Genomic DNA, 25,102 nt, shown 5'->3' with positions numbered 1-25,102 from the left:
CTATCGTCGGGAGCAAGGACCTTGAGGTCTCGGGCTCTTGTTTCCCAACCATCTTGAGGAACCAGCGAGTTGGTGGTTTTCGACGAGAGCGATACGGCGAGGAGCTGACAGTTCGCCAATGTTTGCTTTGCGCACAAGCGTCCGCTTTCGCCCATCGGCGTTCATGAGCGCTCATCCTGCGTGGTCCCAAAATGGCCCCCAGGCCGACCACCCCGCGACAGCTACTGCTCGTGACCGAGATCTGTCGGCTCCTCAGCAAGCACCACCGCGTGATCCCGGCAGCCGCTGCGCCGACGGCGCCGGTCAGCTCGCAGGGCCGCCTCCTACGGGCGGATCACGCTCGCTTACCCACCGGTTGCGGATCGTGATCGTCCGGACGGTGTGTCGTCTTGAGCGTGTCGTCTCCAGATGGTTCTGACGCGCTTCGTGCACCGCCCCGCACGCTCTGCCGCCACACCCGACATGGCAGCCACTCTTATCCCAGAGGCACCACCCAGTCCGAGAGAAGGGGAAGCTCATGGGACAACGTGCGCAGCGTGGCCGGGTCTATCGGCGGTGTGCTTGTTCGGACGGGCACGAGAGGCAGTTGGGTCCGTGGTGTGTGCGGTTGCTGGAGGAGGCGGGTCGCGGGTCGTGGACGTACTGCGTTGACCTGGCCCCTGAGTACGGGAAGCGAAAGACCCGCCGGCGGGGCGGGTTCGCCAGCCGTGCGGAGGCGGCCCGGGAGATGAGGGCGGTGCTGGACGGTGAGCTGCGCGGCCTGTACGAGGACCGCCGCATAACCGTGGCGGGCTTCCTGCGGCAGTGGCTGGCGGTGAAGATGGAAGAGCTCGCTCCGAACACCGACGCCGGCTACGAGGCGTGCGTGGAACGGGACCTGATCCCCGCACTCGGCCGCTACCGTCTCCCGGACCTACGCCCGAAGCACATCGCGCGCTGGATCGCCGCCCAGCGCAAGGCCAAGCGCGGCAAGGTCACCATCTACCGGATCGTCTCCACCCTTCGCAACGCCATCAACACCGCCGTGCGCACCTGGGGGCTGCGCTACAACCCCGCCAAGCACTCTCCCGCCCAGGCCCCGTGCTGCCGAGCGCACCTGCTGGACCCCCGAGCAGGCCGCCACCATCCTGCGCCGAGCACTACGCCGACCGGCTGACCGACCTCTTCGAGGTCATGCTCGACACCGGCATGCGCCGTGGCGAGATCCTCGCCCTGCACTGGTCCGACGTCCACCTCATGGACCGCCAGCTCTACGTCCGCTGGACCCTCGCCGCCATCGACAACGGGAAGACCCACCTCCGCGAGCCCAAGACCGAGGCCAGCCGCACCTGGATCAACCTCTCCCCCGGAGTCATGACGCCCTCCAGGTGGAGAGGTGAGGTTCACGGACGCCGTGGTGGCCGGCAGCGCAGCGATGTGGTGTAGCAGTGACCGAACCCCTCGGAGTGAACGGACAGGTCGTTTGACTGCGTTTGCTCGTCGACTGGTTGCACCATGTGCACAGAGCTGACACGGCGGCGACCAAGATCCCCGACAGAGTCACGCTCAGTCGGCCTCACTGTCACGGGCGGCGGTGCTCGGCGGGACGGGTCCGGGGCCGGCACCCGGCGCCGCCTTCTCCAGGTGCCCTGTTGATCCCCGGCAAGCAAGGCCCCGCACCCGGCACACTCGAACGAAGACCTTGCCTGTCGCGTACAGCTACGGCCGCCCGGTCAGGACCAGGTCTAGCGGCCCCCGGCGTGAACCGGGCCCATCAACCGCCGCTCTTGCGGCGAAAGTTGCGCTTACCGCCCACCGCGCCGTGGGCGCCGTGGATCTTCGAGTCGCCATTCAGGCCGCTGGCCACGCTATCGGCCCGCTGCCAGAGGTCGATCTGGCGGTGGACGGAGGCGAGGACGGGCGCCCAACCTTCTTCGAAAACCCCGGCGATGGCCCTGCCACCGGCGTCTGCCGCTTTCAGGCCTGTGATCTCCCGCGTGCGCAGACCTCTCTCAGGGCCAGACCGAACGCACGGTCCGCGGGGGGGGCGAGGCCGGGGCGGTCTTCGTCTCCACCATGGTGGCCTCGACAGCCGGAGGAATCAGCGGGTCGTGTCCGACCGCGAGTTCGTCCTGGTGTCAGCCCCGGTCCTGCAATGCCTCGTGCGCCTGCCGCCACGCGTTCTGGCCCGTCATGCGCCACACGCTACGGATACGGTACTGAATCCGGTCGCTCAGCGCCGCGGCCAGCAACCGAGCCGCCCTGCCGCGCCTCGCCGCCCGGCCAGCCCACTGCCCCGAGTCCGGGCGAACTCATGATCACTCTCCGGCAGCGAGATAGCTCGACCACCCAAGAAGGTCGGCGGCAACCAATGACCTCTGCCTGCCGACCGGTCCGCCTCAGAAGTCCCTGAACACCCCGTCCTCATCGACGGCGTCGGCAAATTCGTCGAAGTCCATGTTCGCGATCGACAGGTTGTTCTCGATCCCCCAGAGCTCAGCGGCGACAACCCTGATGCAGCGCCCCGGCTCACCCCACAGGTCCACGACGACGACCGGCAGTTCGGCCGAGCCGAGCACATCCGCGTCCGCCAGGACGAGCAGTGCGTGCCAGTAATCGCCCGGCAGCAGGTTCCTCGCCTCAGCACAGGTCGCACCCGCGAAATAGGGATTGTCCACAAGCTCTACGCCGGGAAGGAAACCGTACTCGTTCGGGGTGGCCAGGACCTCGCGCAGACGCTCCCACGACACGGGGCTGGAGAAGTCGGTACGCACCACCAATGTGGCCAAACTACTGGGAAGCGGCGGCCTCCGCGGGTGATCCGGGCGGCGGTGTGCAGGAGGCGGTAGCGGAGCTTCTTGGGTTCGGCGGTGGCCAACTCGCCTTCTAGCAGCGGGGTTCGGGTCCAGGCGAGCAGGTCGAGGGCGGTCAGGGACAGTTCCAGCCAGGCCTGGTTGATGGCGAAGTGGCGGGAGGGGAAGCGGCCGAAGCCGGTGCTCTTGCCGCAGCGGATGTGGTCCTCGATGCGGGCGTGGGCGCGGTGGACCTCCAGGTGCTGCAGCGAACCTTCGCCGACCGGGGTATCTGTGAGGAACGCATGGTGGCGCATGCCTTCGTCCTGGTCGAGCAGGGACAGCTGGGCGCCGGGGTGGGGACGCTCGCGGCGGACGATGATGCGGGTGCCGTCCGGGTGTCCGGTGAGGTCGACCAGGCCGGTCAGCTCGGCGACCTCGGCGCCGGCACGGAGGGAGCCGTCCTGTTCCAGCGCCGGGTGCCAGACCTGTTCGGGTAGGGCACGGATGGCTTTTCGGACCTGTTCGGTGACGGCGTGTCCGACGGAGAAGGTGGTCCGGATCCCGTGTTGCCGCAGGGCGCGCAGGTGGGCCAGGAAGGCCTTGGCGCCGCCCGCGCTGTCGGCGCGGACGAGGATCGGGGTGCCGTGGCGGTGGGCGTCGGGGATTTGGGCGAGGGCCTGGTCGAGGACGGTGATGTGGTCGGCGGCGGTGTTCGCTCCGGCGTTGCCCGGTCGCAGGATGCCGGCGAGGGCCTCACCGGTGTTGTCGAGGAAGCAGAGCATCGGGTGGTAGCCGAAGCCACGTTTGTAGGTGGCGGCGGCCTGTTCCTTCTCGGAGTGGCAGGTGACCAGGGTGGCGTCGATGTCCAGGACCAGGCCTGGTAGTTGATGTATTCCGGCATGCGAGGCGGGTATCGGGCGTGCGGTCTCGCCGGCCTGCAGCCAATCGTTGCAGCTCAGAAGGCACTTTCGCTTTTCCGATCATGATCCGGACGTGACCCCAGATGAAACGCGCAGGCTAGTTCCGCAGCCCGCCGTGGCCAGCCTGGCCAACTACGCTTCGGGCGGATTTCATGCTGTCCAAGACGGTGCCGATGGCGTCGTAGCGCCTGGCGGACGACTGCTTGATGGGATGCTCGGCCATGGCCGCCGGATGAATGTTCGCGAAACCGGCCCCTACAGCCCCGGCCACTATCCACCCTCCCGGCCGGCGAGGTTAGAGTCCACGAACTCCGATTACCTTCGGCTGGTAAAGCTTCGGAGCGAGTCATCGACGAGCGTCCGGAGCTCTCCGTCGAGGTCCTCCACGGACAACGAGTCAAAGGATATGAAGGCCTGAAGCCTCAGGATCCGTTTCAGGAGGTCTCGGAGGAAGCCCCGCTCGGTCACCGTCTCCAGGGGGATATCTACTGTCTGCCAGACCCTGAGGATCCCGCGCACGATGTGGGGGCTGCCGCCGATGGAGGTCCGGCGGGCGTAGATCTGGTCGAAGGCGGACTCGCCGAGGACGGAGAGGGCGGCGTAGAGGTCCTCGGACTCAACGTCCCGATCGTGGACGAGATGGGCCCGCCACCAGAGACGACCGAAGACGTGCCGGGTGACGTCCGTACCCAGGACCCGGTCGTGGTGGAAGTCGGTGTATCGCCACGCGGCCACGTCGGGCATGACCACGAGGGAGAGGAAGGCCCAGAGATCGCCCACGACCGCCTCGGCGGGGATGATCCCCGAGTCCCGATGGAGGATCTCGGCCACGGCGATGTCGAACCCGCCGGCCTGCTTCCGGTTGTGTGGGGCCGGGAAGCCTCTCTCGCGGGCCGCGTCGACGATGGCGGCCCGAAGCCTCAGCAGTCGCTCCGGGGGTAGCCGTACGCCACCGGTCGCGGCGTAGAACATGGCGAGGTGCGACTGCGCGGCACAGCCGCTCAGTTCGTCGGGCGACTTGTCGAGGTACGACGCCCTCAGTTCCTTGGCCGCTCCGGCGAGCAGGCGTGGGTAGAGATACGCCATCACGAGTCCTTCGCGAAGAGGCCGACGGCACTCTGCACACAGGCGGAGAAGTACGACGGGTCGCTGCGTCGCATGAGTCTGAGCGAGGCCAGCGGCGTGCCGGGTAGGTGTGTGCGGACTGCGCCGAGGAGCATGTGGCCCAGGGTGTCCGGCTCGAAGGTCGATTCGTCGTCGAGGTCCTCGTTGCCGACGGCGTGCTCGATCATGAGCCGCACGACGTCCTGACGGAGTGCCGACTGGATCAGCCGTTCCGCGTGGGTCGCCTTCTCGGCCTTCCGCATGGCGTCGAGGACGATCGTGGTTCGGCTGTTGACCAGCAGCAGGACCGCGCCCATGGTCGCGGCTTCGAGGTTGGGCCCGATGTCCAGGTACCAGGGTGCGTCCTCCGGATAACCCGCCTCCGCGAAGTCGACGACGGCCATCGGGAACTGTGAGGCGTCTCCTTGGAGGCGGACCTGTTTACGGTGCTGCCACAGGATGGAGCCGGCGCGCCGTGGTCCCGTCGGGTCGGGGTTGTCGAGGTGCTTGGCGAGAATCATCTGAGTGTCGATCGAGAGCACGCCTCCGCTGTCTCGTCCGAGGACCGTGAAGGCCAGGTGCACCGATCGCCTCCCCTCGTCGGTCAGTCGCTCCTCGGCCGCAAGCATGCGTAGGCCGGAGCCGGACGAGCTCCACACGGTCGTGAGGGCGAGTTCGGCGTCCGGGGGCAGCGCCGCGCTCTCTCGGACCGTGTCGAGGTCCACCTCGACGGTACATTCGAGTTCGAGATCGCGTTGGTAGTCCCAGTCGACGACCGAGGGCGGGAGCGGGACGCCCTCGCCGTCCTCCTGTTTGAGGAGCCATCCGTCGGTGGTCACCGCATGCGGGTGCGGGCGTCGGTAAGGGTAGGCCCGACGGCTCACACGTCACCGCCCTTACGCTCCGAGACCATGACGATCTCGGTCACGGTGTCGGGTGCGGGCGTGACGATCAGCGCCCAGACCCGCCCGTCGCCTCCCTCCGCGGAGAGTTCATCGGATCTGTGGATCTCCCCCGTGTCCGACCGCCACCCGAGCACGGTCGGCACGAACGCGCCCCGTGGCGGTTCGCCCTCTCGACCCAGGGCGTCGTTCAGCGCCACCGCGAGTCGGCTTCGGACCGTCTGTTTTCCGATGTCGACCAGCTCGAATCTCTGCACGAGGACGGCGCGACCGTCCACGGTGTCGTGGAACGGCTCGTCCAGGTAGCGCAGCCTGGCGCCACGTCGGCCGTGTGTCACGGGGCGGTCGGGCAGGTTCGACCCGGCTTCCCAGGTGTTCGAGGCGTCGGTGCCCGGACTGCCGCTGGCCGGTCCCGGGGACCGTGTGTCGCCGGTCGCCGGGAAGACCGCGGAGCCACCGAGTCCGGGGGCTCCCGCCATCAGCCCCGCCATCATCTTGCTCATACCCGCGAGCGAGACTCCGTCCCCGGCGTTGTTCACGACGGCCGCGGGTCCGGAGGCGGCCTTCATCTCGTCCGCGATCTTCTTCAGGGCGTGCTTCGCGAGCCTGCGCTCGTCCAGGTCCTGCAGCCGGTCCACCATCCAGTTGTCATGGCTGGCCGGTTCGGAGAGCGCGAAGGTGCGGTCCATGCCCTTGTCGGCGCGGAAGACGGCGGCGTAGCCCCCGTGCTCCTCGAAGAACGGCGGGCCTTCTAGGTACTTCACCACGAGGTCCACAGGGCGCATGAGGCAAGTGTGATGCAGCCGGCCCCCGATTCCGGCCTCCTGGGCGGCTCTCGGCGGCTTGCCGGGGGGTGCGATGAACTTGCGTACGCCGAAGCGTCCCAGAGGTCGTTTCCTCGTCTTGTGTTCGATGAGGACGTTCATGTCGCCGTGGGCCCAGAGGAACGGGCGCAAGTGCGGTACCTCGGACGGACGGGGGACGGGGACGTCCGTCCCGTCGTACGTGATCGAGAACCGCATCGGCGGTTGCCCGCCTTCGGGAAGCATCTTGGGCCAGAGGTTCCAGACGATCGCGTCGGCGATCCAGCGCATCGCCTCGGCGTCGTCCCGCTCTCCGAATCCGGGTTCGATCACCGCGACGGTGGTGCCGGTCTCGCCTTCGGGCAACGCCCTCAGGCCGAGCCTTCGGGCAACCTCGTCGGCTTCCTCGCCGACGAGCGGTTCGACGTATCCGTCCTGGACGCGTCCCCAGTAATGCCGGCCGGTGAACGTCTTCGGGCCCTCGACGGTGTCGGTGCTGTAGCTCTCGTTGACAGCCCAGCCGATGAGTCGGGTCTCCAGGCGGCCGCTGGCCCGGCAGCGGGTGTGGACGAGGACCGTATGCGGCTTGGAGGCGAGGTGGAAGACCACCTTGCCGTAGCCGTAGGTGCCGCCGCGACTGTCGAGGTCCTGGGAGCTGCCGGTCTTGCGGACGAAGGAGACGAAGTCGCTGTCGCCGTCGGCGACGACGTCGGCGCGGGTCGGGCCGCCGAGCCCCTTGGTGCCGGTGTCGGTGACCGTGAGGACGCGGATGACCGGTCGAGCGAGGGAGGCGCGCAGTTCGAGGTGTTCGGTCGTGGGGGCGTTCTCGAGGAGCAGGTCCCGCCAGATCGGCGCTTCGGTGGGGCTCAGGGAACGCAGCTCGACGCGGTAGTCGACCGGGCCGTCGCCGGTCCGGGCGTCCCAGCTGTTCTGCGCCGACTCGCGGACGAGAAGGGTCAGCGGATCAAGTTCGGTGGCGTCGAGGTGTCGGAGTATGCCCTCGGCCGCTCCTCCTCCACCGGGTCCGTAGGACTCGGACAGCCAGCGTGGCGTCGTTGTCACGTCGGCTCTCCCATCCGGGCGAGGACGTCGTTCACGGCGTCGTCGTCGAGGCGGTCGGTCCGGACGCTGGCGAGGTCCACCGTGTAGCGGACGTCGAGGACCCCCGCCGGTACCTCCGCGCCCGGTATGGAGGTCGTGGTGAGCTTCGGGAACCCGTCGTCGACGGGGTACCAGCGGCTCTCGACCGGGGAGAGCCGCTGGCCCTCCTGACCCTGGTCGGACCGCTGGTAGCCGAGGCGGGCGAGCTTGGACAGGAACGCGACCTCGTCGTCGCACAGTTCCCTCGCGTGTGTCACGAGTTCGTCGAGGGTGCGTCCTCGCGGATCCGGCTGAAGCCGTTGCCAGGCGATGAACAGCTCGCCGTCCTCCGGCGGTTCGAGTTGGTCTAGTCCGTGGACCTGGAGGAGTCTCCTTTCGGAGACCGTGGTGCTGCTCTTCACCTCCACGGCCAGGCGGCCGTCGGTGAAGTCGTGTCGCTCCCCCTCGGGGCCCGCCCAGTGGCGGACGGCTCCCGAGTCGCCTTCCAGCAGGCGGATCAGGACGAGGAGCTCCCCGAAGAGACCGACGACCTGTTCGTCCGTCAGAGGACGCCTGCCACCGCTGAACAGGCGGCGCCAGCGTTCCACGACCGCGCGGGCGGTGCGGTAAGGCCGATCACCGTCGGCGGCCAGCGCGACGAGCACGTCATGGCAGAGGCCGGTGAACACGTCGTCGAGTTCGCGGTTGGTGCAGGTTACGTCGGCGAAGCGGCCGTAGCTATCGTCGTCTTCGAGCGGGCGCTCGAAGATCCGGAGCGATCCACCGGCGACGCCCGCCGAGAGTCGTTGTCGCGTCGCCAGCGGTATCAGCAGGTGCCTCATACCGTCCGCGTCGACCGCCGCCAGGAGCGGACCGTGGGCAGTCGTCACCGGGAGGGAGGAGGTCCTCAGGACGTGTCCCTCCGCGACCGGGGCCACGTCGAGACCTCGCCAGTGTTCGTCGAGGACGAGACGGAGGCCGGGCGCGCTCATCTGCCGTCGTCCTCCATCAGGAGGGCGAGCTCGTCCTCGTCGATCGTGTCGAACTCGTCGTCGTGGACGACGCCGGAGAGATCGGCGCTGTACCACTCGACCTCGCTGTCCTCACCGCGGGGCAGGGGGAAGACGAGACCGACCCCGATGACGTGGTCGGCGGCGTCCAGCGGTACGCGGCGTTCCTTCGTGGGGGGCGAGATCCGGTCGATCGGATAGAGGGTCAGCAGAGCGGTCTCGGGACACTGCGTCTGGCGGGCCACCTTCAGGACCTTCTCCGTGATCTCCTCGAACCGGCTCAGGTCGAGGTCGACGCCGGCGTCCCGACGGCTCATGAGGGTCTTGATGTCGGCGGCGTCGTGAGCGCTCTCCAACTTCGCACGGATCACCCGGTTCACGGCGACGCCTGGGGCGAACTCGTAGGCGGCGTCGGGATCCTCGGTGAGCGGCTTGCCGATGATCGCCACGTTCCACCGCTTCAACGCCCCACCGCCCGGTGCCTTGAGCCGCCTCTCCACGTACCGACGGAGCAGATCCGCGTCGCAGTCCATCGACTTCTCGTGGAAGCGGTAGCGGCCGAGGAAGTCGAGGACCATGTCGTAGGGAACGTCGCGCAACAGGTGCCGGCCCTGGGCCGAACGATCCTCGTGACGGGCCCCACCGACGCGGAGAGCCTGTTCGACGAGCTCGCCGGCGGCCTTCCGGTTGGCCCGGAGCCATTCCGCGTCCGCGGTGCGGAAGTAGCGGGTCTGAACCCGCTGCCCCCCGTAGGCGGCGCTGGCCTTGACCGCGTCCCGCATCTTGGTCGCGGCGGTGATGCGCAGCGCAGGGTGATTGCGAAGGCGGACGGCGAAGGTCAGCGGGGTCTTGTCCTCGATCATGAAGGAGTCGATGTCCCGCCTCATCTCCGACTCCACGGTGGCGATGTGGCGGAACCAGTCCCGCAGTTCGTCGGTCATCCAGATGCGGGGGAGGTCGGCGTAACCGTCGCGGAATCCGAACCAGCGGCCCATCTGGAGCAGGGTGTCGTAGGTGGAGGCGCCTCGGACGAAGTAGCTGACGGCGAGGCCTTCGAGGGTCAGGCCGCGGGAGAGCGTGTTGCCGCCGACGGCGATGGCGACGATCGGGCCGGTCTCGTAGTCGAGACGTTCGAGGCTCTTGGAGTTGTCGAGGATGACGCGGCAGTCGTCGACGACGCCGGGGAATTTCGGGAGGAGCTCCTCGAAGGGCACTTTCCATTCACCGAGGTCCGCCGCGGGCACCCGGGCCGTTTCCGTGTCCCACAGTTCACGCAGTTCGTCGAGAAGTTCCGGTTCCTCGGCCGTGATCATGTCCAGGATCGTGGACTTGAAGCGCTTGAGCGGTTCCTCGAAGCTCTGGTGGACCACCGTGCTGACGCTGGTGTGGACGAGCATCGTCGAGTGGGGCACGCCCTGTCCGCGTACGCGTCGGGCCGCTGTGGCGAGCCAGAAGTAGAGGACGGCGGTGCGGAGGGAGCCGTCGATCTCTGGGCTGAATCCGTCAATCTCGTCCCGGCCCGGTCGGACGAGTTCGACCTCCTCCTCGGGCACGGTCCGGATCATGTCGTAGCCGTCGGGTACCTCCTGCGGGTCCTCCCCGTCGAACGGTTCCCGCCCGAACAGGACCTCGGTGCCGAAGTGGCCGCGCGGCTTGGGCAGGTTGACGATGAAGTCCCGCGGATAGAGGTCCTTGGCCGTCGGGTCGATGAGGAGGTTCGCGAAGGGGGTGGCGGTGTATCCGACGTATCCGCCCCGGGGGAAGAGGTCGATGATCTCGCGGATCAGCGGGTTGGTCCGCTTGGACGCGATGCTCGCTTGGTCCGCCTCGTCGTCGATGATGAGCGTCGGGCAGTTCTTCAGGTGTTCGGGGGCCTTCTCCAGCCAGTCCTTGAGCTTCCTGAGCCTGGGGACGTTCTTCTTCACCACGCACAGGACGTGTTGCTCGCTCTTGTGGGTGAAGAACGCGGCGGGGTTGCCGGCGGGCGGTTCGAAGTCGCCGTCGACTCCGGTCAGGGGGTGCCACTGGTCGATCACCGGCTGGAGGAGCTGTCGCTCGAGCCGCAGCTGGGTCTGTCGGCGGAGACCGTTGTGGATGCCGGCGAGCACGATGAAGAACTTATATCCGGCGTCCGCGGCCTTGGCGATCAGAGCGGTGAAGTTGGTGGTCTTGCCGGACTGTACGTAGCCCACGACGAGGCCACGGGTGGAGAACTTCTTCTCCTTGGGGTGGTCGAGCAGCGAGACGACCTTGGTGGAGGCGGCGTCGAGGTCCCGAAGGCCGTCGCCGTGCCACGACGGCTGCCGTCCCAGGAGGTCGTGGAACGCGGGCCAGCAGCGGTCGCCCTCCTGGGGGCCGACGTACCAGGTCTCGCGGTTGTTGCGGACGACCGAGCCGGGCTGGCGCTTGTCGCGGATCTCGATGGTCTCCCGCTGGTGGCGCTCGCCGATGCGCTTGACGATGTCCTCGTCCACCCGGAACAGCTTGAGCATCGCCAGGGCCTGCTCCGGCGTATGCAGTTTGATCAAGCTCCGGAATTGCTCGTACTGCGCGTCGAACTCGTCCACGGATCCCCTTCCGCCCCACACCCGGCCCGACACGAAACCCCTGTTCGGCCGGACCCCACGACGTGACGACCGTACAGCAACGCGACCATCGTTCCCATACGCACCAATGTCGCGGTCGCGCGCGGCCCGACTGTCAGGCGGCGACGAGGGCCAGCTCCTTGGCGCGACGGCGCCGCTCCGGAGCGGGCGAGGGAAACTGTTCGACCTGAGCCACCAGAAGCGGTGCGAGGTGCTCCGCGATGGCGCGCGCCAGACCGACGGGCACGGCGTTGCCGATCTGGCGGGCGATCTGGCCGCGGCTTCCACACCACTTGAAGTCCATGGGGAAGCTCTGCAGGAGCGCCGCTTCGAGATGGGTGATCGGGCGGTGAAGCCAGGGGTGGAGGTACCGACCCTTCTCCGGCTTGAAGAACTCGGTCCGGATCGTCACGGAAGGCTTGTCCCGGAACATCCGGCCCATGACGTCGGCGGAGCCGCTCTTGTGCTTCTTCCAGCAGGCGGACAGCAGGTCGAACGGGATATCGAAGCGGTTCCCGCCTTCCGGGATGGAGGCGTAGCGCTCCATCGACTTCTGGGTGATGCCGCTTCGCCGGAGGTGCAGTTCCTCCATGGAGAACGGACCCGGGACGCCGTTGACCGTCGACCCTCGGGTGGGCAGTTGCGGGGTCTGCTTCTTCAGGACGAGTTCCGAGATCGTCTGCCAGACGGTACGTGGCCGGCCGACGGTAGGTGCGGGGATCAGCAGGGCGACGAGTTCCATCTCCGAGAGCTGGTCGAGCCGCTTGCCCGCGCCCGGGGCGATGAGGTCCTTGCGCGCCCCAACGAGGATGGTCCGCCTCCTGCGCTGCGGCACACCGTGATCGTCGGCGTTGATCAGTTCATGCCGGATGAGGTAGTCCTCGAGAAGCCCCCCGGTGCGGGTCTCGTTCACGAGCAGGGCGAACTCGGGGGACCGCCGGAAGGCGTCGACGTTCTCCATCACGAAGAACTTCGGTTCGGCCGCAGCGACGACGGTCAGGTAGTGGCGCCACAGCTGGTTACGCTCGTCGTCGGGATCCTGGTTTCCGAGCCTGGAGAACCCCTGGCACGGGGGACCGCCGAGGACCACGTCGGCCTTGGGGATCCCCGCCTCGCGCTTCACCCACTCGGCGATGTCGCCCTGATGGATGTGAGCGCCGAAGTTCGCCTCGTAGGTGGCCGCGGCGGCCTTGTCGAGCTCCACTGCGGCGATGGGGCGGTACAGCGACTTCCCGTGGTGCCTGGCGTCGACGAACCCCTTGGTCAAGCCGCCACAACCCGCGAAGAGATCGATCACCCGGAAGTCCCCGGCCCGGGGGGTCTTACCGCTGCGAGGCGGGTCGAATGCGCTGATCGTGGAGGGGGTGTCGGCCATGCAGGCACTCTAGCCGGCCGGACCTATCAGGAACAACACACAGCGCAAACTTGGATTCTACTACGCGAGGAGGCATCGCGCCGGCCCTGATTCCGCCCCGTTCCGACGGGCGGGACCCCGGCGTCGACCCACGGCCGTATCGTCGACTCCGTACCGCACACACGACGGGTAGGGGATCATCGGTGGCTGTCGCAGCTCCCGGCGGGTCGTCGAAGCCGGGCTCGACGGACCGCTCATGGCGGCCGAAGCCGGGACTGGACACGGCCCAGCGCTCGAAGGAACAGGACCGGGCCGCCGGAGGCTACGACCACCGTCTGGTGGACGCGGGCGAGGGACGACTCCGGCCCGCGAGCGTCGTGCTGAACAGGTCCGCCCGGACCGGCCGGATCAAGGCGGTCCTGCGCTGGTCCGCCGACGGACGGTCGAAGACCGTGTCCCTCGGTGAGGTGGATCACCCCACGCGAGCCGCCAACCTGCGCGAGGGCTGGCACCTGGCCCAGGAGGCCGGACTGCTGACCGAGGCCTCCCTCCCTCCGGACTCGTGGGCCTCCTCCCTGGGGACGCGGGCGTCCATGCGCTCGAACACGGGCAGGGACACCAAGCCCGAGCTGCGCCTGCGGTCACTGCTGCATCGGGCCGGGCTCAGGTACCGGGTGTCCGCCCGGCCGGTCCCCACCCTGCGCCGGACCGCCGACGTGGTCTTCACGAGGGACAGGGTCGCAGTCTTCGTGGACGGCTGCTACTGGCACTACTGCCCGGAACATCGCAGCGTGCCCGCGACGAACCGGGACTTCTGGGTCGAGAAGCTGGAGAAGAACAGGGCTCGCGACGCCGAGACGGTACGGCTGCTGCAGGATCACGGGTGGACGGTCATCCGCATCTGGGAACACGTCCCCGCCGAGGAGGCGGCCCGCCTGGTCATCGAACAGGTCCACCGGGCTCACGAGGCGGGCCGTCACTGATCGGAAGATCTCGGTTCGGCCTCTCATCCCGGATCCGTCGTGTCGTCAGGTCCGTTGGTCTAGAGTCCTGTGCAGTGGGGATGTGCGGGGGACGTGCACGTCCTGCCAGCAAGCGGTGACATGCGGGGGACGGACTGAAGGATCGGCACACAGCCCGAATCGCGGCCGACTGTGCCGTCGTCGGACGCCCGAGGCGCGCCTTCACGAATCACCTGGCGGGCGGCGCAGGCGACCCCGCCCACAGAAGGTTTCCCTACCCGACATCGCGTGGCTCCAGGAAGTCTCAGACTGCTCCGAGCGGATGTACGACTGGCCGCAGCGCGGAAGACCCGGACGCGAGGAGTACACACCTGTGACGACGGAACGACTGTCCTGGACACCGGACTCGTGTCTTGTCGAGGAGGTCGAGACCCAGTTCGCCAGAGCCATCGCCTCCTACCGGGCGAACCCGCACCTCGTCTCCGAGCACGCGAACCACGAGGAGTCCATCCGGGTCGGGGGATACGCCACCCGCACGCTCCTGGAGCTGGTTCAGAACGCCGCCGACGCGATGTCGGGCGTGGGCGGGGACGAGGGCGGGTTCACCGGCCGTGTCGAGATCGTCCTCGACACGCAGAACCGGACCCTCTACTGCGCCAACGACGGTCGCCCGTTCTCGAGGAACGGGCTCACCGCGATCACCCACGCGCACCTCAGCGGCAAGCGGGGCGACGAGATCGGGCGTTTCGGTCTCGGGTTCAAGTCCGTTCTCGCGGTCTCGAGCGTCCCTCAGGTGTTCAGCCGCTCGGTGTCGTTCGAGTTCAACTCGCCTTTGGCCCGGGGCGAGCTCGCGAAGATCACGGCTGCCGTGAAGCGGTATCCGGTCCTCCGCACCGCAACGGTCCTCGACCCGGACGCCGCGTTCGCCGAGGACCCCGTTCTCGCGGGGCTCGCGTCGTGGGCGTCCACCGTCGTGAAGCTCTCGGACGCGTCCGGCCTCGGCAGGATCCGCGAGGAGATCGAGGAGTTCTCCTCGGAGTTCCTCCTGTTCGCCGGGGCCGTGCGGGAGGTGCGGCTCAGGGTGCTCGGGCAGGACTCGTTCGAGACGACGCACACGTCCCGGGACCTGGGAGGAGGCGTCTTCAGGATCGAGGACCCCGACGGCAACGGCGACGAGTGGATCGTCGAGAACCGGATGCACACGCCCTCCCCGGAGGCACGCCGGCAGGTCGGGGAGGCCGTCTCCCGCAACCAGGTCAAGGTCACCGTCGCCGTTCCGAGGCGCCACGCGAGGCAGCGCATCGGGCGGTTCTGGTCCTACTTCCCGCTCCAGGACCAGACCTCGGCGTCGGCGCTGTTCAACGCCCCGTGGAGCGTGAACGACGACCGGACGACGCTGCTCAGGAACAAATACAACCAGGAGATCCTCGAGACGCTGTCGGCGATGTTCGTCGACGTGCTGCCGTTAGTGGCCACACCCGACGACCAGGCGGCCCACTTCGACTACATGCCGGCGCGAGGAAGGGAACAGCTCTCGTTCGGCGACGAGTACTTGTGCGCGTTCATGCCGGGGATCTCGGCCTCCCACGCGCTCGTCCCCGACGCCACGGGCACGTTGCGGAACTCCTCCGAACTCACCGCGTTGGATTTCGCCGTCGAGGTCGACCAGACCGTCCATCAGGCGTGGATCCACTCCCCGAACACCGGCGACGACGTTCCGCACTGGCGTTGCTACGCGTCCCGACAGCGGTTCACCCGTCTTCGGCAGCTTTTCGCGGCGTCGACGTCCCGCAATGTCTTCGGCCAGGACGACCGGGACATGAAGCGGGCGCTGACGGAGCTGCGAAAGCGCGGGCTTCTCTCCTGGCTACGCGAGTGGGCCGAGGGAACGGACGCGCCGTCCGCGGCGAACGCGTTCAAGTTCGCGCTCGGGCACCGGAACCTGCCCGACATCGAACGGGCCAAGGTGATCCCCACCACCGACGGCCTGCACGCGATCTGCGACCGGAACACCGTCTTCCTGCACCAGGAGGAAGGAGTCGAGATCGAGGGGGCGGTCTTCGTCTCCCCGAGCTTCCTGGCAGAACCGGGAGTGGAGGCGGGCCTCAGGGAAACAGGTTTCCGGGACCTGGACCCGCTCGCGATCCTCAACGCGCGCCTCGCCGCCCTTTCCACCGTGTCGGGCGACGACGAGCTCGTCAAGCTCTGGACCGCGGTCCGAGGCGTCACCGGCGCCGTCGCACTCAAGGCCCTCGCCGCTCACCCGGCCACGGTCAAGGTACCCACGCTCGAGGGCGGTTGGGCCTGGCCCCACCAAGTCCTCGACCTCGATGAGCCGTTGGGGGGCGACGACCACAAGAGGAGGTCGTTGGACCGCAAGCGCTGCCTGCCGGAGGTCGCCCACGGGCTCGGGGTCGTCCGCGCCCCCGTGAAGGACTACGCGCTCGAGGACGAGCCGTGCCTCGGGCGGTACCGGGAGTGGGTCCTGGAGACGCTCAACGCCCAACGGGGCCCGGGTGAACGTCCGATCCAGAACATCGACTTCCTCCGAAATGAGGGTCCGGGTCCGTTCTCCGTCCTGTTGCTCCTGCGCGACGCGGACGCGTCGAAGCACTTGCGCGCGACCTGGACGACCGGGCTGCTTCAGACGGGCGACCCGGACTGGACCTGCGAGGACCTCGACACGGGCGCGGTGCACGCCGTCCGGCCACCGGTCCGTTGGGCGGTGGAGCAGGCCGGGCTGCTGCAGTCGAACCGGGGCTTCCACGCGCCCGCCGACGTGGTGGCGCCGTCCCTCGTGCAGTACGCGAGCCTGCTTCCGCTGTTCAAGGGGTCGCAGCGGGTGGCCGACGTCCTGGAACTGCCGGACGAGCTCGACGCCGTGCCCGCCCATGTGTTCAGGGAGGCGCTCGACGCACCGCTGTTCGATCCCAACACCCGGGACACCGTGCTCGTCGACTTCCTCCGCACGGCGTGCCGCGTCGCCTATCCCGGTACCCGACCCCCCGGTATCCCCGCCAGGGTGGGGCGCGTGATCGAGCGACGTTCCCCGTCATCGGTGTATCTCGCCACCACAGACGAGCAGGAGGACTACCTCTCCACACGTCAGCGCCCCCGCCTGAGGGTGACGGAGGAGCAGGCCGAAGAACTCGTCGCGTTGGCCGGTTGCGGCCGGTTCGAGGACAGCTTCGCCTTCTCGATGATCGTCGAGGGGGTCCAGGAGAGCGAGCGGGTGCTCGACGTCTTCACCGGGCTCCGCGGCACACTCGTGGCCGACCGCCTTGTCGACGCCACGATCACCAGGGCCGTCCAGGTGGTCAAGCGGGTGACCAAGGACGACGGCGTCGAGGACGACTCGCTCGAGTGGCACCTCGACGGGCACGATCTGGTCGCCCGCGGCGACGCGGACGACCAACGCCTCCTGCGCATCGTCAACGACGCCTTCGAGCTGCGCCTGACGAACGCCGAGCTCGAGGACGTCCGCAAGACCGGCATCGGCGACAGACTCGAACTGCTCCGTCAGGAGGCCCTCGCCGCCGCGAGCGACGAGGAGCGGCTCGACGTCTACATCGGCCCCGACGACCTGCGCGACGCCTTGCCCAAGGGCCTGTGGCAGGCGCTCGAGGCACAGGGTCTGGTCGACGACGACACCTCCGTCGCCGACCTCTTCCTCAAGGTCTACGGCGCGGACTCGATCAGACTGCTCGTCACCCTGTTCCGGGACATGGGCTTCCCCGACGTTCCGACGACGTGGGCCGGCGGTGCTCTTACCGTCTCCTGGCTGCGGAGGATGGGGTTTCCGGCCGAGTACGCCGGCCGTCGGACCGAACGCCAGCCCGCCGAGTTCGTCGTCCCGGGCGCCGTGAAGCTCAACGACCTCCACGACTTCCAGGCCGACATCAGTCGCCGGCTGGCCGACGTGCTCACTCTTCGGGAGGAGGGGGGCCGCCATCGGAAGGCGATGGTGGAACTGCCTACCGGTGCGGGCAAGACCCGTGTCGCGGTGGAGACCGTGCTCACGCTCTTCATCGAGGGCCGTCTCCGCGGCGCTGTGCTGTGGATCGCGCAGTCGTCGGAGCTCTGCGAGCAGGCCGTCCAGACCTGGAGCACGGTGTGGCGGGGGCTCGGTGACGAGCGTCCGCTGACGATCGGGCGTCTGTGGGAGAACAACGTCGTACACCAGCCGGACACCGAGTTCAGCGTCGTGGTGGCGACAGACGCCAAGCTCGACGTCGTCCTGGGCGCGGCCGAGTACGAGTGGTTGAGCAGGGCCTCGGCCGTCATCGTCGACGAGGGGCACCGAGCGGGCGAGTCCGAGCGCTACACCCGGATCCTGAACTGGCTCGGCGTGGCCGGCCGCGGCTGGGAACGGCCTCTGGTGGGACTCTCCGCGACGCCCTTCAAGGGCAGGTCCACGACGGGGACCGCCGCTCTCGCCAGCCGGTTCGGCAAGCACAAGCTCAAGGCGTTCGAGGGGAACGTCTACGAGGAGCTCGTCGCGCGCGGAGTGCTGGCACGGGTCGAGCACGAGGTGCTCGACGGCATCAAGGTCGTCCTCAAGGACGAGGAGCGTGACGAGGCCACACGACTGCGACGCATCAGTCCGACCGTTCTGGACCGCATCGGCCAGAGCCACGTTCGGATGAAGACCCTGGTCGAGGACATCATCAGCCGCGATCCGGACTGGCCGGTGCTCGTGTTCACCCCGAGCGTCCTGTCGGCCCAGGTACTCGCCGCGACGCTGCGATACCGCGGCGTGGAGGCGGCCTCGGTGAGCGGACAGACCGGCCGGCAGGAGCGCCGCGACATCATCGAACGGTTCAAGGACCGGAAGATCCGCGTCCTGGCCAACTGCGACCTGTTGATCCAGGGCTTCGACGCACCGGGCGTGCGGGCGCTCTACATCGCCCGTCCGACCTTCAGCCCCAACGCCTACATCCAGATGGCCGGCCGCGGCCTGCGCGGCCCGAAGAACGGTGGAAAGGAGATGTGCCTGATCGTGGACATGGCCGACAACTTCGGAGGAGACATCAACTCGTTCCTCGGGTACCGCGAGTACGAGGACCTCTGGCAGGAGCAGCGCGCGTGATCCTGGTTCCCGGTCTGAAGGACATCGAGCGCAACGCCGCGAGCGACGCCGAGCTCCGGCTCGCCCGTCTGCTGCGGGACGTGGAGGGCGATCCCGAGGCCGTCGCCTTCCACTCGGTGCGGTTGCGCTCGCACGCCTACAAGCAGCGGGCGGAGGCGGACTTCGTCATCCTGTGGAAGAAGGTCGTGATCGTCGTCGAGGTGAAGGGGGGCGGGGTCGGCAAGCACGACGGGAAGTGGTACAGCGTCGACCGACGTGGCGACTGGCACAAGTTGTCCGACCCTCCGATGAAGCAGGCCGAGTCCGCCATGTACGCGCTGAGGGACGTCCTCCAGGAGGAGGGCGCCGGCTGGTTCGCGCACGAGGCCGTCGTCGTCACGCCCGACATCCCCACGCCCCCACACGCGATCGAATGGCGCCCGACCCACTGGCTGGCGAAGGACGACATGACCGTCGCGGGGCTGACGGCCGCCCTCGACGCGATCGCGAAGGCGTCGGCGGCGCCTCCGGGGAACCGGAGGCTCGCCCGGCCGGAGGAGCTGCGCACGCGCCTGTTCGGGGAGTTCACGCGCATGCCCGTCGTCGACGCCCAGCGCGGCGCGGTCATCGAGGAGCAGAACCACGCCACCGCTGGCCAGACCCGGGTCCTCGCCTCGATGGCGCGCAACCCCCGAATCATGGTGTTCGGCGGCGCCGGCACGGGCAAGTCACTCGTCCTCGCGGAAGCGGCCAAGCAGGAGGCGGACCAGGGACGCTCCGTCCTGATCACCTTCCACTCCCCCGAGCTCCTGCGTTTCTTCGCCCCCCACGTGGTCGGCCTCGACATCGACGTCGTCCCGTTCCACCGGCTCGGGCCCGACAAGACCTACGACGCCGTGTTCGTCGACGAGGCACAGGACCTGATGACCGCCGAGGCGATGGACACGCTCGACCAGGTCGTCGCGGGCGGCCGGGCCGCGGGCCGATGGCGCATGTTCCTCGACATGAACAACCAGGCGCACGTCGACGGCAACTTCGACGAGGACGTCCTCGAACTCGTCAAACCCGAGGCCTCCCTGTTCGACCTCAGCCTCAACGTCCGCAATACCCGGGCGATGGTGCACATGGTCCAGGAGTACCTGGCCGCGGACGTCGGGGACCCGGGCATCGTGCACGGCGAGAAGGTCCAGTGGCACACACCCGACGGGGACACCGGCATGGACGAGGCCGCGGCCGTCGCCCGGAAGCTGGTCACCGACGGAGTCCGCAAGGACGACGTCTGGATTGTCGACGTCGCGTCCGGTGCCGCTCCGGCCAGGACAGACGACGGATTCGTCGTGACGAGCCCGCGGTACGCCAAGGGCCTGGAGGCGGAACACGTCGTCGTCTGCGATCTGCCCACGACTTTCGACGACGCCGGAACGGCGGCGCTCTACGTCGCGGTGACCCGCGCCCGTGTCTCGTTGCACATCGTCGCGTCCAAGGACGACAGGCGGCGCCTCCAACAGCTCGTCCGACACCAGCTGGAGACCGCATGAGCATGACCGCGGCGCAGAGGAGCGCCCTGAAGCACCTTCGAGCGGCCTACGTCGGACCGGACGGCGGCGACGAAGAGGTGGTGTTCAACCTGCCGGACCGGCAGTACGCCGTCGGGATGCTGTTCCCGCCCGCGCCGTTCGGTCCTCCCACCACGGAACCGGCGTCCACGGCCGGGATCGCGGACGACGACGTCGAGGCGGACGTACCCCGGGGAGAGGTGGAGGAAGGCGCCGCGTCCGCGCCCCTCGCCGAGGACTGGCGCCCGTCGTCCGTCGCGATCTCCTTCGTCACGGACCAGTCCACGGTGCTCTGCGACTTCTCCGGAGGCACGTACGAGCCGATCGCGGACGACGGTCCACCGCGCTGGCGGCGCCGCCCGTTCTCCTTCAAGGGACTGGAGCTCGCTCAGAAGCTCGCCCCGCATGCACTCCGGGCGGGCGACGTCGAGTTCGAGATCGGCTCGAGGTGGCGTCCCCACGGAGACGCCCATCTGGTGACGGTCCACGCACGCGTACGGTCGGAGTCGCAGGACAATGACCGGAAGGACATCGCCCGGATGCTCTTCCAGGTCGCGCTCCACGCCATGCCGGCTCCCGGCGGCCGGATCCTGGAGTACGACGTCCCGCGGTCCTTCGACGTGGACGACGAGTCGGCGGAACTGCGCCTTCGTTACCGCGACAAGAAGGTCTACGCGGTGGGACACGGCATGGCGGCCGATTGGAAGGTCGAGGACGGTGTGTGCACGCGCGTCCTCCTGGCCCCCGTGCCGTCGTTCGTGGTGCCCACCGTGGAGACCGTCGGGTTCGACGTCGACTCGGAGGCGGCCCGGGCACTGCTGCTGGAGAACCTGTCGCGGATCGACACCCGACCGGAGGAGGTCGTGCCAATGCTCGACGCGTTCGTCCGGTCCTTCTCCGACTGGGTCTCGGAGCAGCAGGGGCGCGTCAAGGACTTCGGCGCGGACGCCCCGGTCGCGCGGGCGATCACCGACCGGGCACGCGCCGCCGCGGACCGGATGGCGGACGGCGTCGACCTTCTGCGAGACCCGGGGCAGGAGAAGCTGAGGATCGCGTTCGCACTGGGCATGGCTGCGATGAGGCTGCAGATTCGCCAGGCTTCGATCAGACGCGAGGGGGCCTCGGAGAACGTGGAGGAGCCCCGGTGGCGCCCCTTCCAGCTCGGCTTCCTGCTGGTGGCGCTGGCCTCGACCGTCGACGAGGCCCACGGCGACCGGGAACTCGTCGATCTGATCTGGTTCCCCACCGGTGGCGGCAAGACGGAGGCATACCTCGGTCTCGCGGCGGTCGAGATCTTCCGCCGCCGGCTCGTCCACGGGACCAAGGGCGCCGGCACCGCGGTCATCACCCGCTACACGCTTCGCCTCCTGACGGCCCAGCAGTTCCAGCGCGCGGCCTCGCTCGTCTGTGCGATGGAGCTTCTGCGGCACGACGACCCACGGGCGGCGGGGATGGCCCGGTTCTCCATCGGGCTCTGGGTCGGCAACGAGGTCACTCCCCGTTCGAGGGCCGACGCCAAGGGCGCCCTCGACCGTCTCCACAAGGCCGCGAAGCCCGAGGAGGCGAACAAGTTCCAGATCGAGGGGTGTCCGTGGTGCGGCGTCCCACTCGTACCTGAATCCAGGAACATGGACCGGGCCCGGTACGGCTTCCGGCTCGTCGGCAACGACGTCCTCGTCCACTGCACGGACGGCGCCTGCCGGTTCAACCGAGGGCTCCCCGTGGCCGTGGTCGATGAGGTCCTCTACGAGGATCCGCCGACGATCCTGCTGGCGACCGTCGACAAGTTCGCCCGCCTGCAGTTCAACACCGCGGCGGGCGCCCTCCTCGGTCTCGGTAGGCCGTACCTGCAACCGTCGATGATCATCCAGGACGAGCTCCATCTGCTCTCGGGCCCGCTCGGCACGACGGTCGCCGTCTTCGACGCCGTGATCCAGCTGCTCCTGAGCCGGGGTGACACCCCACCCAAGATCATCGCCTCGACGGCCACGATCCGCGCCTCCGGCGAGCAGGTCCGAGGGCTGTACGGGCGCGAGGTCGCCCTGTATCCGCCAGCGGGGCTCGACGGGGACCGCACCTTCTTCTCCCGTCCCGTCGAGAGCGGCGAGGGCCGTCTCTACGTCGGACTGATGCCGCAGTCCCTGTCCCAGGTCTCCGCGGTCATCTCCGCGGCGGCGCCGCTGATCGAGATCCCGGAAGTGCTCGCCCGGACCCCCGACTCGGGAGGGACGCGCGACTCGTACTGGACAACCGTGATGTACCACAACAGCCTCCGCGAGCTCGGGCGCACCGGGTCTTTGGTCGTCGACGACGTCAACGGGCGTCTCGAACCGCGCTCGGACCGGCTGGCCCTACCGCTGCGCCGGGTCAGGGCCGGGCGGGTGCTGGAGCTCACCAGTAGGCGGGGCCCGGAGGAACTGCCCAACGACCTGCGCGAACTCGGCCGCAGCGTCGACGCCACCGAAGACGCCGTCGACGTCGTTCTGTCCTCCAACATGCTCTCCGTCGGCATTGACATCCCCCGCCTGGCCCTGATGCTGATGGTCGGCCAGCCGAAGACGACCTCGGAGTACATCCAGGCCACCAGCCGGGTCGGCCGCGGGAAGAACAACGGCATCGTCACGACGTTGTTCCGCTCCAACCGGGCACGGGACCGTTCACACTTCGAGTCCTTTCGCGGTTTCCACGAAGCGCTCTACCGCAACGTCGAGCCGACGAGCGTCACCCCCTGGTCGACGGCGTCCCGTGACCGGTCGTTGGCGGGCGCCCTCGTGGCGCTGCTGCGGCACTCGCTGCCGTCCCTCGCCGCAAACGACGCCGCAGACCGCCTCGATCTGCACGACGACCGGATGCGTGGGTCGGTCGAACGGATCGTCTCGGCGTTCGTCGCCCTGGTAAGCCGCTCGGAGGCCGTCGAGACCGAGGAGACCGAGGCCCAGGTGTGGCGACTACTGAACGAGTGGGACCACCGCGCGAATCGCGCCCGTGACGACCACGCCCCGCTGCTGTACGAGTACAAGAAGTCCGAGGACCGGGCGCTGCTGAAACGATTCAACCAGAACAGGGAGGGATGGCTCGTCGGCGACTCGATGCGGTCCGTCGAACCGAACGTCGCCGTACAGGTACGCGAGCCGTCGGAAGGAGCCGACCGTGGAACGAATCCTGCATGACCTGCGTCTCTCGGAGACGATCACGCCCTTCGGGGTGGGGGCCGTGGTGGACGTGCTCGGGGAGTCTCTGATCGCCCCCGACACCTCGTGGTGGGACCGCAAACGGGCCCCGGAGATCAGCTGTGACCGGCTGCTGGCGCGGCTGGGCGCCGGCGTACTGCGCCAGGCGCCCGCTCACGCCGGGCGGGCGGCCAAGGACACCGACCATCTGCTCTACTGGCGCTTCCCCGCCTGGCGGTTCTGCGAGCAGTGCACGCGACTCTCCAAGGTCACCGGCCGGAAGAACGGCCGCTGGATCAACAAGTGCGACTGCGGCGGCGCGCTCGTGCCGATGCGCTACGTCGCCGTGTGCCGCAAGGGCAGCCACATCCAGGACATCCCCTGGTTCAAGTGGGCGCACCGCGGCTCCGACGGCGGCGTCACCGAGGTCGTACGACACTGCCGCGCGTACACGGAGCTGAAGTTCGTCCGCTCGATGCGGCACGGTGAAGGCCTGGCCGCGCTCCGCGTCCACTGCACCGCGTGCAAGCGTTCCCGCCCGCTCTCCGATCTGACCGGCGAGGACTCCCTGCACCGCGACTACATCCGTTGCGACGGCACCCAGCCGTGGGAGGAGCCGAAGCCCGGGGACGCCTGCGACCACCGGCTCATCGCCGTCCAGCGCGGCGCCACCGGCAACTACATCGCCGAACGCCTCTCGGCCCTGGACATCCCCGAGGAACGTCCGCAGTCCGCACAGGTCACGGAACGCATCCGAGGCCACCTCTACTTCGACAAGGTGGTCGCCGACAACGGCGGTCCGCAGGCGGAGATGGTGGCGGGATGGATCGCGGGCGAGGTCGGCGTGACGGCGGAGGAGGTCCTGCGCGTCGCGGCCGGGGACGACGGCTCCGCGGACACTCCCCTCCTCGATCTGAAGGACGGCGAGTGGGCCGCGTTCCTCGGGAAGCTCGAAGCCGGAAGGGACGACGGCGCCGGTGACTTCGTCGTCGACGGCTGGAAGGTCCCCGCCGGCCCGAAGTGGCCCTCCTCTCTGACGAGCCACCTCGTCAATATCGGTCAGGTCCGGCGCGTCCGGGAGGTACGGGCCCTCAGGGGCTTCCGGCGCCACGACGCCGAGGCCGACCTCATCCCCGCCGATCTCGGTCCCGACCGGCGGCGTATGCCGGTCTACCCGGCCGTCGAGGTCTTCGGTGAAGGGATCTTCCTCCGTTTCGACGAGGAGCGGCTCTCGCACTGGGAGAACCTGCCGAAGGTTCGTGACCGGGCCGACATCCTGGTGGACCGACGCGCGGCGAGCCAGTGGGCCCATCGGCTCGACTCCCCCGAGCCCCGCTTCATCGCCCTGCACACGATCGCCCACCTGCTCATCCGCCGGCTCGCGTTCGCCAGCGGCTACGCATCGGCGGCACTCCAGGAAAGGGTCTACGCCAACTCCGACCGTGCGGACCGCACCGCCGGCATCCTCATCTACACCGCTGCGGGCGACGCCCAGGGCACACTCGGCGGACTCGTCCGACTCGGCGCCACCGACAAGCTCCTCCCGTTGCTACTGGCCGCCCTCAACGACGCGGATGTCTGCTCGAACGATCCCGTGTGCATCGAGAGCGACCATCAGGGTTCCTCCTCGCTCAACCTGTCGGCATGCCACGGCTGCGCGCTCGTCAGCGAGACCTCGTGCGAGACGGCGAACCGCCTGCTGGACCGCCAACTCGTCCTCGGCGGTCGGGACGTGCCCGGCCTCCTCGAGGCCGTCCTTGACGAAGCTCGGCGCGGGGCGATCGTGTAGCGCGACAACGTCGAACGAGCGCCCC

At 68.6% G+C, this 25,102-nt stretch carries 15 protein-coding genes and 2 pseudogenes; 8 read left to right on the top strand and 9 right to left on the bottom strand.

Features of this window, described 5'->3' with window-relative positions; translation table 11 throughout:
- Positions 1 to 517 precede the first annotated feature (517 nt).
- The 3 genes and pseudogenes from ACIOGZ_RS04275 to ACIOGZ_RS04265 form a co-directional block, all read left to right on the top strand.
- A pseudogene (locus tag ACIOGZ_RS04275) lies at positions 518 to 727 on the top strand (Arm DNA-binding domain-containing protein); the annotation flags it as partial.
- Positions 728 to 1,156, top strand: coding sequence for a hypothetical protein (locus ACIOGZ_RS04270; RefSeq protein ID WP_400984869.1), 429 nt, complete (start codon positions 728 to 730; stop codon positions 1,154 to 1,156).
- Between the two features lie 17 nt (positions 1,157 to 1,173).
- Entirely contained in the window at positions 1,174 to 1,425 is a 252-nt protein-coding gene (locus ACIOGZ_RS04265; RefSeq protein ID WP_400811522.1) for a hypothetical protein, read from the top strand.
- Between the two features lie 328 nt (positions 1,426 to 1,753).
- On the opposite strand, the gene ACIOGZ_RS04260 is transcribed toward ACIOGZ_RS04265, so the two are convergent.
- From ACIOGZ_RS04260 to ACIOGZ_RS04220, 9 genes and pseudogenes are all read right to left on the bottom strand, one after another.
- Positions 1,754 to 1,846 (bottom strand): DUF5302 domain-containing protein, encoded by a 93-nt coding sequence (locus tag ACIOGZ_RS04260; protein ID WP_400811519.1) that lies wholly within the window; start codon positions 1,844 to 1,846, stop codon positions 1,754 to 1,756.
- A 532-nt stretch (positions 1,847 to 2,378) separates the two neighbouring features.
- Positions 2,379 to 2,729: a DUF6924 domain-containing protein gene (locus ACIOGZ_RS04255; protein ID WP_400984756.1), complete on the bottom strand. Its 351-nt coding sequence runs from the start codon at positions 2,727 to 2,729 to the stop codon at positions 2,379 to 2,381.
- A pseudogene (locus ACIOGZ_RS04250) lies at positions 2,663 to 3,718 on the bottom strand (IS1380 family transposase); the annotation flags it as partial. The pseudogene ACIOGZ_RS04250 and the gene ACIOGZ_RS04255, both read right to left, overlap by 67 nt.
- 291 nt (positions 3,719 to 4,009) lie before the next feature.
- Positions 4,010 to 4,780: a DUF6339 family protein gene (locus tag ACIOGZ_RS04245; RefSeq protein WP_400811513.1), complete on the bottom strand. Its 771-nt coding sequence runs from the start codon at positions 4,778 to 4,780 to the stop codon at positions 4,010 to 4,012.
- The gene (locus ACIOGZ_RS04240; protein WP_400811511.1) at positions 4,780 to 5,637 is read right to left on the bottom strand and encodes a hypothetical protein; all 858 of its coding nucleotides are present in this window, start codon (positions 5,635 to 5,637) and stop codon (positions 4,780 to 4,782) included. The genes ACIOGZ_RS04245 and ACIOGZ_RS04240 overlap by 1 nt, the downstream gene beginning before the upstream one ends.
- A gap of 41 nt (positions 5,638 to 5,678) precedes the next feature.
- A complete protein-coding gene (locus ACIOGZ_RS04235; protein ID WP_400811508.1) occupies positions 5,679 to 7,565 on the bottom strand; it encodes a hypothetical protein in 1,887 nt (628 codons plus the stop codon).
- A complete protein-coding gene (locus tag ACIOGZ_RS04230) occupies positions 7,562 to 8,575 on the bottom strand; it encodes a PD-(D/E)XK motif protein (protein WP_400811505.1) in 1,014 nt (337 codons plus the stop codon). The genes ACIOGZ_RS04235 and ACIOGZ_RS04230 overlap by 4 nt, the downstream gene beginning before the upstream one ends.
- Positions 8,572 to 11,160, bottom strand: coding sequence for a Z1 domain-containing protein (locus ACIOGZ_RS04225; protein ID WP_400811502.1), 2,589 nt, complete (start codon positions 11,158 to 11,160; stop codon positions 8,572 to 8,574). Before ACIOGZ_RS04225 ends, ACIOGZ_RS04230 begins: the two co-directional genes overlap by 4 nt.
- Positions 11,161 to 11,293: 133 nt before the next feature.
- Positions 11,294 to 12,553: a DNA cytosine methyltransferase gene (locus tag ACIOGZ_RS04220; protein ID WP_400984753.1), complete on the bottom strand. Its 1,260-nt coding sequence runs from the start codon at positions 12,551 to 12,553 to the stop codon at positions 11,294 to 11,296.
- 182 nt (positions 12,554 to 12,735) lie between these two features.
- On the opposite strand from ACIOGZ_RS04220, the gene ACIOGZ_RS04215 reads away from it, so the two are divergent.
- The 5 genes from ACIOGZ_RS04215 (at position 12,736) to drmB (ending at position 25,077) form a co-directional block, all read left to right on the top strand.
- The gene (locus ACIOGZ_RS04215) at positions 12,736 to 13,515 is read left to right on the top strand and encodes a very short patch repair endonuclease (RefSeq protein ID WP_400811498.1); all 780 of its coding nucleotides are present in this window, start codon (positions 12,736 to 12,738) and stop codon (positions 13,513 to 13,515) included.
- 352 nt (positions 13,516 to 13,867) lie between these two features.
- Positions 13,868 to 18,583: a sacsin N-terminal ATP-binding-like domain-containing protein gene (locus ACIOGZ_RS04210; protein WP_400811496.1), complete on the top strand. Its 4,716-nt coding sequence runs from the start codon at positions 13,868 to 13,870 to the stop codon at positions 18,581 to 18,583.
- On the top strand, positions 18,580 to 20,100 hold the full coding sequence (locus ACIOGZ_RS04205; RefSeq protein WP_400811494.1) for an NERD domain-containing protein: 1,521 nt from the start codon (positions 18,580 to 18,582) through the stop codon (positions 20,098 to 20,100). Before ACIOGZ_RS04210 ends, ACIOGZ_RS04205 begins: the two co-directional genes overlap by 4 nt.
- The gene (locus ACIOGZ_RS04200; protein ID WP_400984750.1) at positions 20,097 to 23,288 is read left to right on the top strand and encodes a helicase-related protein; all 3,192 of its coding nucleotides are present in this window, start codon (positions 20,097 to 20,099) and stop codon (positions 23,286 to 23,288) included. Before ACIOGZ_RS04205 ends, ACIOGZ_RS04200 begins: the two co-directional genes overlap by 4 nt.
- Complete coding sequence (gene drmB / locus ACIOGZ_RS04195; protein WP_400984748.1) at positions 23,269 to 25,077, top strand: DrmB family protein; 1,809 nt, start codon at positions 23,269 to 23,271, stop codon at positions 25,075 to 25,077. Before ACIOGZ_RS04200 ends, drmB begins: the two co-directional genes overlap by 20 nt.
- The last annotated feature ends 25 nt before the right edge of the window (positions 25,078 to 25,102 follow it).

The organism is Kitasatospora sp. NPDC088160 (genome assembly GCF_044741445.1).
Taxonomy (GTDB): Bacteria; Actinomycetota; Actinomycetes; order Streptomycetales; family Streptomycetaceae; genus Kitasatospora.
Note: the sequence above shows the minus strand (reverse complement) of the source record. Positions and strands in the feature narration are given on the sequence as shown.

Coding starts and splice junctions, on each gene's coding strand:
- ACIOGZ_RS04230 (WP_400811505.1), bottom strand. CDS start 8,575: ATGAGCGCGCCCGGCCTCCGTCTCGTCCTCGACGAACACTGGCGAGGT.
- ACIOGZ_RS04245 (WP_400811513.1), bottom strand. CDS start 4,780: ATGGCGTATCTCTACCCACGCCTGCTCGCCGGAGCGGCCAAGGAACTG.
- ACIOGZ_RS04200 (WP_400984750.1), top strand. CDS start 20,097: ATGAGCATGACCGCGGCGCAGAGGAGCGCCCTGAAGCACCTTCGAGCG.
- ACIOGZ_RS04265 (WP_400811522.1), top strand. CDS start 1,174: ATGCTCGACACCGGCATGCGCCGTGGCGAGATCCTCGCCCTGCACTGG.
- ACIOGZ_RS04220 (WP_400984753.1), bottom strand. CDS start 12,553: ATGGCCGACACCCCCTCCACGATCAGCGCATTCGACCCGCCTCGCAGC.
- ACIOGZ_RS04270 (WP_400984869.1), top strand. CDS start 728: ATGAGGGCGGTGCTGGACGGTGAGCTGCGCGGCCTGTACGAGGACCGC.